The organism is Hymenobacter cavernae (assembly GCF_014641455.1).
GTDB lineage: Bacteria > Bacteroidota > Bacteroidia > Cytophagales > Hymenobacteraceae > Hymenobacter > Hymenobacter cavernae.
Window position 1 is genome coordinate 117744 of the sequence record NZ_BMHT01000009.1, and the last position, 13325, is coordinate 131068.

General features: G+C 58.2%; 10 protein-coding genes. 6 read left to right on the forward strand and 4 right to left on the reverse strand.

The genetic code is table 11. The features are described from left to right. Positions 1–730 precede the first annotated feature (730 nt). Positions 731–2278: a TROVE domain-containing protein gene (locus IEX74_RS21045; protein WP_188816030.1), complete on the reverse strand. Its 1548-nt coding sequence runs from the start codon at positions 2276–2278 to the stop codon at positions 731–733. 1091 nt (positions 2279–3369) lie between these two features. Beyond that, positions 3370–4281, reverse strand: a complete 912-nt coding sequence (locus IEX74_RS21050; protein WP_188816032.1) for a DUF5694 domain-containing protein — start codon at positions 4279–4281, stop codon at positions 3370–3372. Between the two features lie 405 nt (positions 4282–4686). Between IEX74_RS21050 and IEX74_RS21055 the strand changes: the two genes are divergently transcribed. The 6 genes from IEX74_RS21055 (at position 4687) to IEX74_RS21080 (ending at position 12470) form a co-directional block, all read left to right on the forward strand. Further along, positions 4687–5589: a histone deacetylase family protein gene (locus tag IEX74_RS21055; RefSeq protein WP_188816034.1), complete on the forward strand. Its 903-nt coding sequence runs from the start codon at positions 4687–4689 to the stop codon at positions 5587–5589. A gap of 52 nt (positions 5590–5641) precedes the next feature. Next, positions 5642–6634 carry a J domain-containing protein gene (locus tag IEX74_RS21060; protein WP_188816035.1) on the forward strand — a complete coding sequence of 331 codons (993 nt, stop codon included), beginning with the start codon at positions 5642–5644 and terminating at the stop codon, positions 6632–6634. A 270-nt stretch (positions 6635–6904) separates the two neighbouring features. Continuing rightward, positions 6905–10183 (forward strand): AsmA-like C-terminal region-containing protein, encoded by a 3279-nt coding sequence (locus tag IEX74_RS21065; protein WP_188816037.1) that lies wholly within the window; start codon positions 6905–6907, stop codon positions 10181–10183. A gap of 120 nt (positions 10184–10303) precedes the next feature. Continuing rightward, positions 10304–10915 carry a hypothetical protein gene (locus tag IEX74_RS21070; RefSeq protein ID WP_188816039.1) on the forward strand — a complete coding sequence of 204 codons (612 nt, stop codon included), beginning with the start codon at positions 10304–10306 and terminating at the stop codon, positions 10913–10915. A 262-nt stretch (positions 10916–11177) separates the two neighbouring features. Then, entirely contained in the window at positions 11178–11741 is a 564-nt protein-coding gene (locus IEX74_RS21075) for a GNAT family N-acetyltransferase (RefSeq protein ID WP_188816040.1), read from the forward strand. A gap of 306 nt (positions 11742–12047) precedes the next feature. Next, complete coding sequence (locus tag IEX74_RS21080; protein WP_229755401.1) at positions 12048–12470, forward strand: DUF421 domain-containing protein; 423 nt, start codon at positions 12048–12050, stop codon at positions 12468–12470. A 78-nt stretch (positions 12471–12548) separates the two neighbouring features. Here the strand turns inward: IEX74_RS21080 and IEX74_RS21085 are convergent, their stop codons facing one another. Further along, positions 12549–12890, reverse strand: a complete 342-nt coding sequence (locus IEX74_RS21085; protein WP_188816043.1) for a hypothetical protein — start codon at positions 12888–12890, stop codon at positions 12549–12551. Positions 12891–12910: 20 nt separating this feature from the next. Then, entirely contained in the window at positions 12911–13180 is a 270-nt protein-coding gene (locus IEX74_RS21090) for a hypothetical protein (protein ID WP_188816045.1), read from the reverse strand. Positions 13181–13325 lie beyond the last annotated feature (145 nt).

A 13325-nucleotide genomic window follows, 5' to 3' on the forward strand; every position in this document is an offset into this window, starting at 1 on the left:
AGCGTCCAAGGCGAAGTAAGACTTTGCTACGGCACCTGCCAATTGGCGAGGTGGTGAGATGGTGAAATGGCGAGTTTGTCGTTCTACCATTTTCAATCTAAACTCTCACCACCTCACCATTTCACTATCTCACCACTCGGGGCAACAAGCGCCCAGCCTCCAAAACCTGCTCTACCAACTGAGCTACAACTGACCCTTGCTAGGCCAATTGGCGGGGTTCGAACCCGCGACCTGGGCAATCGAAGTGCGAAGCATGGCTGAACTACGGCACCCGGTGAGGTAAGAAGAAATCCATCGGGGTAAAAAGCACGGCGCGAAAGATACGGCCGAAGCCGCTCTGCTCTACCCGCTGAGCTACTCTCAAGCTAGGCTTGAAGGCAGGGCTCGAACCTGCGACCCGAAGTAACGCGCCACTACGACACCCGACGGAGTACTTTTCCACAACCAACCTAGCAAGGGCAACAAGCAGCCGGCGACATGTTTTCATTCCCCAAGCCTTTAGGCCGGGGAGCAGGGTTCGAACCTGCGAGACTTCACGTGGTGAAGTCGAAAACGGACCACGAAGTAGCGCCCACTTACGGCACCTTGTAGGCTAGTTGGGAAGTGTTGTTATCGATTTATTTGATTGAATTTCATGGGAGTACTTTTTGGAAAAGTGCCTGCGCTTACCTGTTGTCAAGGGAGCGGCAGCCGCTTTTGTCTCTGCTGCTCCTTAGGTCGCTTCATTGAGCTAGAACTCAATTTTTTCAATCTCCGTCAGGGCGGAGCCGCCGTCTTCCAGCGCGGCCAGCACGTCGAACACTTTATCCGACCAGCCAGCAATGAGCGCCACGCCATCTTCGCGGCGCACTTGCAGCGGCACGGTGCCGTGGCCAGCTAGGTCGAAGAGATAGAGCTGCGCTTGCGGGGCTACCGTGCGGCGGTATTCGCGCCACTCAGCGGCCAGCGAGCCGGCCCGGCCGGTGTTGTCCCACAACTGGCAGTCGGTGAAGAGCATCACCTTATCTACCACTTCACGGCGCTGCCGCAAGTCGTAGACGACCAAGTGGCCGTTGGTGCTGTAGCCTACTTCGCCTTCACGACGGTACAGCTCCTGCACGTTGCACAGCACTTGCCCGCTGGGCAAGCTAACGCGCTTCCACCGGTCGCCGAACATGCCGGTTACCACATGCTGACAGCGGCTTTGCAGGAGCATCGCCAGCACCAGCCCGATGTCGTAGAGCAGCACTTTGCTGCGCGCCGAGATGGGTTGCTGCATGGAGCCCGACACGTCGCAAGCTAGGAGCACGCGGGTATTGGCGTCGAAGCCGCGCAGGTTGGCGACGGAGTGGCCGATGGCTGTTTCCAAAGCCGCCAGCACCGCCGGCACCCGCCCCGACTTCAGCTCCAGCACCTCGCGGTAGGCTGCCAGAAAGCGAAACGGCAGCTGCTTGCTGCGCGCCACCGCCGCCCGGTTGGCGAGCGTAGCGCACACGGCCTGCACCGCCTCGGCCGACACGTCGGCTTCGAGGATGTTGCGCAGGTTTCGCAGCAGGGCCATATAGCCTAGCTTACCGCTACCGATCAGCTCTTCCCACTTGGCTTGGAAGGCTACTTGGCGCTCCGCTGCGCTAGCAAATGCCTGCTGGCCTTGGGCCGACAGCTCTGTTTCCCAAGTGTAAGGCGTAGCTAGCTCGCCGCGCACCAGTTGATCGAATAAGGCTTGCTGGGCCGCGTCTTTGGCCTGTGGGTGCATCAGGAACAGGGCATCGCGGAGGCGCACCTGGCCGGCGCGGTCGTACTTGGCGAGCTGGTAGCCATCAAAGTGGTTGAAGCTAATAGCTAGGCCTTTCTGCAACTGCTTAGAAAGGCGGTTGAGCGTTTTCGCGGGCGCTTTGCCGTTGGCGCCTTGGCGCTCGTTGGCGACGGCGTAGAAGGCCAGCAACTCCGTGATTTCGTCGGCGCGCTGCACCACGCGGGCCACGAGGCGGCTCACGAGGTTGTCGCCGCGGTGCAGGCGGGCTAGCTCCACGGTCAGCACCAAGGGCACTGAGCGTAAGTGGAGTTTTTCGCGGGCATACACTGCCAGGCGCGCCACAAACAGCGGTTCGTTTTGCGCTATCAACTCGCGCAACCGCGCCAGCCGCGTATCGGCCTTCTCGTAGAACTGGTCGCTGAGCGCGGCGGTAGCCACGGCAGCGTATAGTTCGAGTGCGGGCGTAAGCTGGTAAGCGGCGGCGCCTTCGTGGTTGACCACCGGCGCCGATTCGTTTTTGCGGAAGCTGAAGTTGAAGCGCATAATTGTAGAGCGTAATCGAGTAAAAAGAAGCTTGGCTTCTGGAAATAAAAAGCTAGGTCTTGAGGGGCTTAGCCGGCTTAGTTGGCTGCGCTTTAGAATCAAGGTGATTTCCTTTTGTATCTGAATGCAGAGAATTATTGCCCGATACATGGGTTGCCGAAGTCACCGGCATCGAATTACTAAAGGATAGTCTGAAGATTTCGTACATAGTAGCGTTGGTAAAAGGGTGTAACCATCCGTTCGGCAATTCCAGCGGAATTAATTGCCGTTATTAAATTATTACCGAGCTAAAACTTTAGGCAATATTTTTCTACACCGTCATTTATTGACGATTAAAATAGAAAATAAATACCAGAAATAAAGCCCGATTTAGAAATACACGAACCGTGAATAAACCGGTAATCTTAGCTATGTTTTCGGCCGCAACTTGGCTTTCGTAGCTGGTCCCAGGCGCCGCACCAACGCCCTAGCACTTGGGCTGGATGTGTGGCTGCCAAGCAAAGGGAGGGTTGATGAAAGGACGTCATGGAAGTAACTGATTAGGATAGAGGAAAAAGAAAACGCCCGAACCTAGGTGGGTTCGGGCGTTTCATATGGTTGGTTTCTATCAGGTAAACCTACCTCATTGCATACGCGCCGAACCCGGGCTGAATATCGCGCTTCAGCTGACTGGGCATGGTTTGAAAATCTGATTTGTGGCGCCGCATGACGAGGATTGACTTTGTAGTCGCGTTAGGTTTTGTGCTTTGAACGGGACAAATATAGAAAAGTTATTTTCCTAAAGTCAATATACGATGAAAAATGTTTTTACTTTTTTTTATCAGAGGCAATTATTCGATTTCTAAGCAAAGAAAACTATTCATCCTGCCACAAGTAATTCTTATTAATCAACTACGAAATAGCGGAAAGCAAAAGATTTATTACGCGCAGAAATAACACGAGCTACTAACTAGTTCTTGAAGCTAATTCACAATTCTCTGAGTCATGCTGAGCTGACCGAAGCATCTCTCCCGCCAAAGTAAATCTGATTACCACTGCGGGAGAGATGCTTCGGTCAGCTCAGCATGACGTTCTAGAGAGTCTTTTCTGATCTACCCTCTTTCTGAGAACAGAGTGTGCTGTTGCACAGCACTGCTGGCCACGCGCATCTTACCTAGGTAATTGGTGGCGGGCACTAATTGAAAGGCCGGATCGTCGCGGAAGATGCTTTGCAGGGACCCAATGTGCGCCGCCCCGATAATGACCAGCACTTTCTTCGACTGCTGCGCCATCTGTGTGGTCACGATATTGGAGTAGATTTTATAGTCGCGGTTTTTAAAGATGGACGTCAGTTCGGCACCGATGTAGCGGGGGTTCACGAAGGCAGTGTCCACCATAGCATCAGGGTTGGTAAAGTGACCATTGGTGACACGGGCAGGCATGACGTAGCGCAGGTGATGGATTTTCTGCGTAATAGCGGGCTGGTTTATGTAGGTGATATATTCGGTGAGGCTTAGCTTGCCATTGTCCAGCTCGGTTTGCTTGGCCGTAGACAGGTTGCGCATCTGCACGCCTTCTTCCTGATATAGTTTGATGTTCTGGCCGTTGCTCAGGATGCTCTGTGAAGTACCGCCGGGCGCATTTACGCCCACAATCCTTTTGAGACCTAGCTGCTTACCGAGCGCGAAACCGATCTGGTATTCCTCGCCTCGCCCGTCTTCCATATCGGCGAGTTGGAGCTTGTTGTTCACGTACAGCGCGTAGGTGCTGTCGAGGGAGGCCTGTCCTTCAGGTACCCGCTCCACCACAATTAGGTCGGGTTGAAACTTGCGGATGCGGCTGATCAGGTCGGCCAGTTCCTGCTGGCGCTTGGCGGTCAGTACATCGGTATTTGGGTTGTCCTTATTGTACATCTGTCGCAGATGAGCGCAGCCGAGCAGCATAATCTGGGTGGGTTTTCCCTGGCTCCATCCTGAGCGTGTGAACAGGAAGCAGACCACGAGCAGCGCGAACAGAAATTTCATTTTATAGTGTTTTAGTATGAATGTGTATAGGTCGTAACCCAATAGCCATGCCATCTACTAAACCCTATCATTATCAGCACAATACATTGAATATCAACTTTCAACTTCGTCCATAAGTGAACGGTAACTGTCCGGTTCTGGACAGCTCATGAAAAGGTGTTCGATTTTGGCTGGATGAACGGTGTAGAGACGCAATAGTTGGAGTCTCTCGTTGAACGATTGCTGCCAACGCGGTCGACAGCAGCAACGACGAGGCGCAACGCATTGCGTCTTTACGCTGCTCTCAACTAACCGCAAGCCGAAAGGCGCCCCTACCCCACTTGGCCCCGTTGCGTATGTAGGCATGTTCTTGTAGCTAGGTTCGGGGGTCTTCGCAGATCTGCTGGCCGTTTTGCTTTTCACCGCATGCCCTGCCTCGCCACTTCCGACCGGTACGTTCTCGACTTGCCCACCGGCCACCGCTTTCCTATTGCCAAATACGAGCTGATTCATCAGCAACTTTTGTGGCAAGGCATCGCGCCGCCCACCGATTTTTATGACCCCGGCCTATGCTCGGAGGAAGACTTGCTGCGCGTGCACACCGTGGAGTACTGGCACAAGATCCGCGACCAACAGCTCTCGCCAGCCGAAGTGCGCCGGCTAGGATTGCCGCAAAGCGAGCGGCTGGTACTTCGCTCTCTGAGCAGCTCGGCCGGCACGCTGCAATCGGCGCGGCATGCTCTGCGCGACGGTGTAGCCCTGAACCTAGCCGGCGGCACCCACCACGCGTTTGCTGATCGGGGCGAAGGTTTTTGTGTGTTCAACGATATTGCCATTGCCGTCATGCACCTGCTGCATCACGGCCTAGCTAGGCAAGTATTAATCGTAGACCTCGACGTGCACCAGGGCGACGGCACGGCCAGCATCTTCCGCCACGAACCTAGGGTGTTCACCTTCTCCATGCACGCCGGCGCCAACTACCCGCTCCGTAAAGAGCAATCGGACCTTGACGTGCCACTGCCCCTGGGCATGGATGACGCCGCCTACCTATCCCAACTCCGCACCATCCTACCAGGCCTTATTGACCGAGTGCAGCCCGATTTCATCTTCTTTCAAGCCGGCGTGGATGTGCTGGCCACCGACAAGCTCGGCAAGCTAGCCCTCACCAAAGACGGCTGCCGGCAGCGCGACGAGTTCGTATTAGGTCTCTGCCGCCAACATCGTTTGCCGGTGGCCATAAGCATGGGCGGCGGCTACTCCGAGCGCATCGGCGACATTGTGGACGCGCACTGCAACACGTTTCAGGTGGCGTACGAACTGTTTGGGTAACCTAGAACCTAGCTCCCCTCCCTTCGGCTTTTCCTCTCCTATTTTTGTCTCTATGAATCTGCACAACCCCGCCATCGATCTGCCTGCTGAGCAGCATGTACCCGTCAAGCAACCGACGGAAGCACCTAGGTCCCCGACCCAGCAGGCTTTTCAGCAAGCGGTGCAGGACGTGGAGAACCTGCGCCAGCGCCTGCGCGACCTGCAAGCGGAGCAAGCCGAGGCCCGCCGCCGCTACTGGCAGCAGGTGGGGCCGCTGGCCCAAACAGTGGTAGCGGCGCGGCGTGCATTGTTTGAGCCGCTGGAAGAAGCCTTGCTCTCCGGCTACTTCAACCGCGGTGAGGAGCGGCAGCTGCTAGAGGTGATTGTCGGCAACGCCCGCACACTGCAAGACCGCTTCGGGGAAGATGAAGCAGCGATTTTGCAGAAGTACGCGCCCGATGCCAAGGCCACCCGCCCACCCGAACCCGCGCCTGAAGCTGCCAGCACCGAACCTAGCTTTCACGAAGAAGCTGCCCAGCAAGCTCGCGCCAAGCGCAAAACCAAAGCCGAGCGCGCTGCCGAAGCCGCGGCTAAGCAAGAGCGGGAAGAACAACAGCGGCTGCTCTCGAACACCAAGACTGTGTACCGGCAGCTGGCCCGCGTCAACCACCCCGACCTGGAACGCGACCCGGAACGCGCTGCGCTGAAAACCACCCGCATGCAGCGCATCACGGAGGCATACGAGGCCAACGACCTCTACACGCTGCTGCAACTGCTGGCCGAAGACTCCGCGGAAGCCCCCGACGACAACCTGCTCACGCGCTACACCCAGGCCTTGCAGCAGCAGCAAACGGAACTGAAGCAGCAGCTCAACGAGTTGAAGTATGGCCCTAATGGCTTTGCCGGCAGCACCGGCAAAAAGCAGGAGGCCGAGCTGCGCCAACTGAAGCGCCACCTACGCGCCGAGGCTGATTATCTACACCAGGTCGGGCAGCTTATTGCCCAGCCCGGCGGTTTGCGCGATTTGCTCAGGGACCTGGCTTCGGCCGGCCACGATACGTTCTAGGTTATCGCGCCAGTAGCGTGAAACCTACGCTTCGCGTATCGTTGAACGACCATCGTAAATGCACTACTATACGGTCCAAGGGTGAAACCCTAGGCTACGGAGCGGTTCTCATGTTCGACCGCTAACTAGCCCAGGGTTTCACCCTGAGAGGACTACCAGCTTCCAGCCACGACGCCGTATTTCTCGTATTGCTCCTAGATTCTGGCTCGACAGCAACTAGCACGGAGGCTGCCGTTCTCTGCGATGCAGCCGGAACTAGCGGCCTACTTTATGAAATGGTTTTCTTTCCGGCGTTTGCTCGGCTTGGGGTTCTTGCTGGTCGTGCTGACGCTGGGCCTCGCCGCCTGGTTTATCGGCTCGGCGTATGGGCGGCGCTACCTGGAGCAGCTCGTGCGCGGACGAGTCAGCCGCAGCTCCGACCTCGTGCTGGCGCCGTTTGAAATTGAGTTTTCGCCCTGGCACGACTTTCCGCACCTCACGGCGTCGCTGCACCACCTGCGCCTGACGGACACCACCTACCAGCAGCCGCAGCTGGTTTTTGGGGTGGGGCGCGCCGATATGCGCCTGGAGTTAGGTAGCCTGCTGCGCGGCCGTGCGCGAGTCAGTCGTCTGATCGTGACCGATGTAGACTTCCGGGAGCGGGTCGATTCGCTGGGCCATAGCTGGGGCTTGCACGGCAAGCGCAAAGGCCAAAAGCACAGCACCAGCCCCGACCTGACGCTGGTGCTCGACTCGCTCATTGTCAATAACTACCACATGCAGTCGCGCAACGAGTACGCCCACAGCTCGTTTGCCGCGAGTGCGCGGCAAGCCCGCCTTTCGGTTCGGATTCAGCAGGGCGTGTTGCAGGCGCGCGGCACTATCGATGGGCAAATCAATTACCTGGGTAGCAGCGACGACCCACTGTTTAAGCAGGAGCCGGTGCAGGCTTGGGTCAATTACACGTTTAATTTCGAGAAGCGACAGGGCGTGTTTTCCAACACCCGCGCCACGCTCAATGGCGACACCATCCAGGTCAGCGGCACGCATACGAGTACGGATAACCGGCGGGCCGGCACGCGCATGAACCTGCGGTTTGAGGGAGAGCAGCCGCTCATGGAGGTTTTGCATAAAGCCCTGCCTCCTAGCTTACAGTCGTATCTGGCGGGAGCAACCAGCCCGAGCAAGGCCCATATTATCTACACCATCGCGGGGCTGAACGGTCCCACGATCAGCACCCGCAACGTGCTGCGGTTTAAGCTACGCGGAGCCAGGTTGTTCTGGCCTGACTCGACGCGCCGCATCAACCACTGGGACCTGGCCGGCACCTACGACAATGGCCCCGGCCACACTTCCCGCACCACCTTTCTGAACCTCGACCATTGCCGCCTCTACACGTCGGCGGGGCAGCTAAACATTGCCTTGCTGCTGCGCGATTTCGACCGTCCGTTCGTAGATGGACACCTGCGTGGCAGCACCGAGTTGCCGGAGCTGGCAGCCGTCGTGTCGCCGGGGTTGTGGCGCGCCCGCCACGGCACGGCCCAGCTCGATGTGCGTTTGCACGGACTGCTGCCGCCCCCGCCGGGTAGGCGCACGGCTGTCTCCCGGCAGCCTAGCTTGTCGGTGCGCGGGGCCGTGACTCTGCGTGATGCCTCGTTCGTGCTGCTCGACCGGGGTGCCGACATGAGCGGCCTGAACGTGCGCATCGGCTTGCGCGACAGTATCTGGCGGCTCTCGGATGCTTCCGGGGTGCTCGATAAGATGGGGTTTCGGGCGGGCGCTACCACCGTTAACCTGCTGGATTATCTGACCGGCCAAAAACCCGTTACGCACATCACCGGCCATTTTGCCGTCGATGAGCTGCGGGTAACCCGGCTGCGGGAATTGCTGCGACCCCGCCCCCTGGCCACCCGGCCGGCAGCTACGCCGGCCCTGGCTCGCAAGCGCAACCGCGCCAAACAGGCCAACCGCACCGCTAACCTAGGTTCCAGCTTGTTTCCGCCCGGCTTGCGGCTGAACGTGGCCCTGCGCTGCGATCAGCTGCTGCTGCCCACCGACACGCTCCGCCACCTGGCCGTAACGGTGCGCCACGATGGCAAGCGCGTGGAGCTTTCCAACCTGGCCGGGCAGGTGTGGGGCGGGCAGGTGCGCGGGCAGGTTTCCTGGCCCACCGACACCACGCACCAGGTGGCTCCCGTCAACTTCCAGCTCGGCGTCCAGTTCGCCACCATCAACTACCAGCGTTTGCTCGCCAAGATGGCACGCCCTCCGCAGCGCTCGGCCAAAGCGCCGGCGAGTCCGGCGCTCCGCGAGCTGCTGTTGGCTGCTAATGGTCAGATTATTTGCACTATAAATCATGTGCAGCTGCCAGGCGGCGAGCAGTTGCGGAGCCTGAAAATGCGCTTCGATAAGCAGGAAAATGTTCTGCGTATGCCTTACCTCGACTTTGGCACAACGCGCGGCGGTACGGGCCACGCAACAGCCTCGGCGCAGGTAGCGGGCACCCACCTGCAAGCCGCCGACGCCAGCCTGGATCTGCGTTATGCCACCCTCGATGTGCAGGAACTCCTGAAGCTGCTGGCCAGCCTCGATCCGGACGATAACGCTACGCCCGCTCCGGTAGCTACTGCCAAACCAGAGCAAAACGCCAATAAAGCGGCCCGGCTACTGGCCGATGGTCTGCTTACGGCCAGGGTGCGCGTGCAGGCCGATGAGGTGCATTACGCCGCCATCAAGGGGCACGACTTCCGACTGGTATCACGCCTGCGCGACGGGGCGGCTCGCCTGGAAGATTGCTCGCTCAAAGCTTTTCAGGGGCAGATTCAGCTGCGGGGCTTTATGCGTACTAACGCCGGCCGGCACCATCACCCGCTGCACGTGCAGGTGCTATTAGATGCTATTCAGCTGCCGGAGTTGTTTGCGGCCGCCACTACGATGGGCCTGAATGTGATGAACAGCGACAATGTTCGCGGCTCCATGCACTGCGCCGCCGATCTGCGCACCGATCTCAACGCGGAGTTCCTGCCCGATTTCAACCAGACCCTAGGTTACCTGCGCACGGATATTCGCAACCTGGAACTCATTGAGGTCGACGCCCTCACCCAGGCCTTGCGTTTTCTGAAAGCGGAGCGCACCGATCATCTGTACTTTGAGCCGGTGAGTACCCGCTTCGTGCTCGACCGCGGCCAGCTTTTGATTCCTTCGCTGAACCTGAATAGCAATCTCACCGACCTGCACATCAGTGGCCGTTATGGCCTCGATGGCCGCTCCAACCTCTACGTGGGTCTTAATCCGTTGCAGGCTCTGTTCAGCAACAACGACAAGCGCATTGCCCGCATCCAGAGCGGCGAGGCTACCCGGCGACCCGACCGGCCCCTCACCTACGTCAATCTGCGCCGCACGGCACCCGACGCCAAGTATGGTGTGCGCCTCTTCAAGAAGGACGAGCAGCGCGCCCAGCAGGCAGCACTGCGCCAGCAGTGCCAGCGGCTCCTGCTTACCCAGCGGCTCGATACCACGCTCCGGCTGTTGCGGTCCGACGCACCGGCCGTTATGCAGCGCCAGCAGTAGCGGCCCGCCCATAAATCCTCAACTTCAAACCCTATAATCGTCACATTATCATGCGATTGATGGAATTTTTGCGTGCGTCTACCTTTGTCTTACATCACAGTACTACTTTCCGTCACTGCCATGCAAGACAAAGCCGAGAGCACCACGCTGGTGCACCCCGACGCAACGCCTGATTTCTATTTAAGCAACAAAACCCTCGGGACGCTGGGTATGCTAGGTGCGCCGTTTCTTGCCCTGGCTATGCTCTGGAGCAGTTTCTGGGGTAAGCACTGGCTGAACCCCTCGTACCTCGACGGGGTGCTCTGCCTCGTGTACATATCGGCTTGGATGTGCAGCATGCTCGGCTTGGTCCAATTGCGCGCCACCGGCGAAAGCCGCTTCGGGCGCGGCGTGCTCTACCTCATCTTCAGCACGCTCACCCTGGCCAATTGCTGGAACACCTACCACGCCATTCATCCCAACGCCTGGACGCTGCTTTATAGGGCGTTGGATGCTTTTTGGCCCATCAGCAACCTTGTCATGCTGGTGGTGGGCATCACCATTGCCCACACTAAAGGGCTGCCGGGCTGGCGGCGCTACGTGCCGCTAGCGGTGGGCCTCTGGCTGCCGAGTGTGGCCTTGGTCTACACCTGCCTGGGTAATAACCTGAGCACCATGCTGTTTGATACCTCCTACACCACCAGCGCCTGGCTGACCCTCGGCTACGTGGTGCGCACCAGCCCGGAAAGCTAGGTTTCGCGGAGTTCGGCTGCGGGGAGCTACGTACGCTTTAAATTCAACTTGCCGGCAATCTGATTTTTAGAAAATAAGCGCGCAAAGAGGCATCTCACACGCACTGAAAAGGCATTTAGATTGTAGTATAAGAAGAAGACCACGTATAGGGTCTGCTTCTTATACTACCACCAGCGCCAGATTATCTTACCCTGCCCGGATGTTTTCGCATCCTGAGCCTTGGGCTCCGTTGATCTGGCTACTGTTCAGCTTACCTTGCGTAATGATTATACTAGAGCCTTTCACCAAAGCCGATTTTCCGCAACTTATTTCCTGGATTGATAACGAACGACTGCTCAAGGAGTGGTCGGGTGGCCTGTTCTCTTTCCCCCTAACGGAGGACAGCCTAAACTGGTACATCGAGGACACCAACGACCTCGAAAACTCAGAAGTATTTGTTTACAAAGCCGTTGACACCAATACCGGCGAAACCGTCGGCCATATTTCACTGGGCAGCATTAGTCGCTACCACAAAGCCGGGCGCATCACGCGCGTGCTGGTTGGCAACACGGCCGCGCGCGGGCAGGGCTACGGCCAGGCCATGGTGAAAGCTATTCTCTCCGTTGGCTTTCGGGACCTAGGTCTGCACCGCATCAGCCTGGGCGTGTACGACTTCAACCACAGCGCCATTCGGTGCTACGAGCGCGCTGGCCTGCACCGCGAAGGCACCCTGCGCGACGTGGTCCGCTACGACGACAAATACTGGTCGTTGGTAGAAATGAGCATGTTACGGCACGAATGGCAGCAAGCGCAAGCCGAAGCGCAGGTTTCGGTCTGTGTTGCGTAGCCGGGCGGGCAGCCAGCCTTTTCACTTCCGAATCGCTAAAACTCTGAGCCGGTACGCGGCCGGTTCCGCATACAAACGGAACCGGCCGCGTACCGGCTCAACCCATCCGGGGCACACCACGTAGGCCTCGCAAAGGCAGCATCCTATTCCGGCGGCTCTTGCGACTTCCAGGGCCGGGCATTCGCTAACGACCAACGTATGTTTGAGCAGGTAGACTGGCACGCGGTGTTTGTGCCTCACACGCCGTTGCTGTAGATTTTCGTTCGGGGCTCCCTGATCTATCTAGCTTTATTCCTGCTGCTACGGGTGCTGCTGAAGCGGGAATCGGGCACCCTAGGTATCACCGACACGCTGCTCATCGTGCTGATTGCTGATGCCTCCCAAAACGGCATGGCCGACGATTACCGCTCCGTCACCGACGGCATTATCTTGGTAGCCACGCTTATTTTCTGGAGCTTATTTCTGAACTGGCTCAGCTACCGGTTCCCGGTTCTGGAGAAGCTGATAAAACCCCGCAAGCTGCTACTGGTCAGAAACGGCCGGATGCTGAAGGACAACACGCGCAAGGAGCTGATTACCTACAGCGAGCTGATGAGCGAAGTACGCGCCAACGGCATCACCGACCTCAGCAGCATCAGGGAAGCCTACATGGAGCCAACCGGCACCATCAGCATCATCTGCTTCGAGGAAAGCCCGGGCGGCAAGCGGGAAGAAAAAACAGTGGTATGACACGCAAAGGAGCAGCCTTGTCCGGGCTACTCCTGGCGGTTGTGTTTCGCATTGAGGCCGCTTAATAACCTAGCTTTTCTACAAAGCCCTGCGGTGGGGCAAGAACCGATGCGGCACAAAGTGCACCACCAACGGGCCTTCTCCGCCGTGGGCGGCGTAAAACGCGGCCACGGCTGTTTTCAGGGCCGGCTCATCGTGCAAAGAAACCGTGGCAAACACATCGTGCGCGTCCAGCGGAGCGGGCAGTGCGCTCAGGCGACAGCTATCAACCCCAAAGGAATGCTCGACGAACAACGGAGTACCATCCTTGGCGGCGTGGTCGTGCTGGTAGCGCCAAGCCTGGCTGAACGCCGGCCGGTTGGCCATGCGGTCCTCGTTGGTGGGCGAAAAACCTAGGCTTCGCAGGTAAGAATCGGTCATGGCAGTAAGGGAAAAAGAAGTTAGATAGAAAGAGAAGGCTCTGCGGCCCAGTTTACCTGGCGCAACAGCACGCGAAACTCAGCTTCCGAAGCCAGGCGGCCCTGGAAGCTGTACAGCAGCCGGCCGTTCACGGCTTCCAGCAGGGTCAGCTCGGCATCATCGTAGAGGACGATGGTTTCCTGCCCGCAGTCGCTGGGCCGACTGTAGCGCGTTTGTCCGGCCGGGGCGCGGTACGGCACGAAGCCAAACGCCAGCAGCAGCTCGGCGGAAGGCTGATAAAAGGAAGACATACAGGATGGCTCGGGAAAGGGCGCAAAGCCAAGATACTCTGCGCTAAGCTAGTAAGCGCCGAATGAGGGCGCAGCACAGTCAACAGTATCGCTACTACTACGGCCGGTACTTAGCTTAACGCGAACGGAGCCGTTAAGTTCGCCG

Excerpts from the sequence above, each read along its gene's own strand:
- IEX74_RS21055 (WP_188816034.1), top strand. The coding sequence starts at position 4,687 with ATGCCCTGCCTCGCCACTTCCGACCGGTACGTTCTCGACTTGCCCACC.
- IEX74_RS21060 (WP_188816035.1), top strand. The coding sequence starts at position 5,642 with ATGAATCTGCACAACCCCGCCATCGATCTGCCTGCTGAGCAGCATGTA.
- IEX74_RS21075 (WP_188816040.1), top strand. The coding sequence starts at position 11,178 with ATGATTATACTAGAGCCTTTCACCAAAGCCGATTTTCCGCAACTTATT.
- IEX74_RS21050 (WP_188816032.1), bottom strand. The coding sequence starts at position 4,281 with ATGAAATTTCTGTTCGCGCTGCTCGTGGTCTGCTTCCTGTTCACACGC.
- IEX74_RS21085 (WP_188816043.1), bottom strand. The coding sequence starts at position 12,890 with ATGACCGATTCTTACCTGCGAAGCCTAGGTTTTTCGCCCACCAACGAG.
- IEX74_RS21090 (WP_188816045.1), bottom strand. The coding sequence starts at position 13,180 with ATGTCTTCCTTTTATCAGCCTTCCGCCGAGCTGCTGCTGGCGTTTGGC.
- IEX74_RS21045 (WP_188816030.1), bottom strand. The coding sequence starts at position 2,278 with ATGCGCTTCAACTTCAGCTTCCGCAAAAACGAATCGGCGCCGGTGGTC.
- IEX74_RS21070 (WP_188816039.1), top strand. The coding sequence starts at position 10,304 with ATGCAAGACAAAGCCGAGAGCACCACGCTGGTGCACCCCGACGCAACG.
- IEX74_RS21065 (WP_188816037.1), top strand. The coding sequence starts at position 6,905 with ATGAAATGGTTTTCTTTCCGGCGTTTGCTCGGCTTGGGGTTCTTGCTG.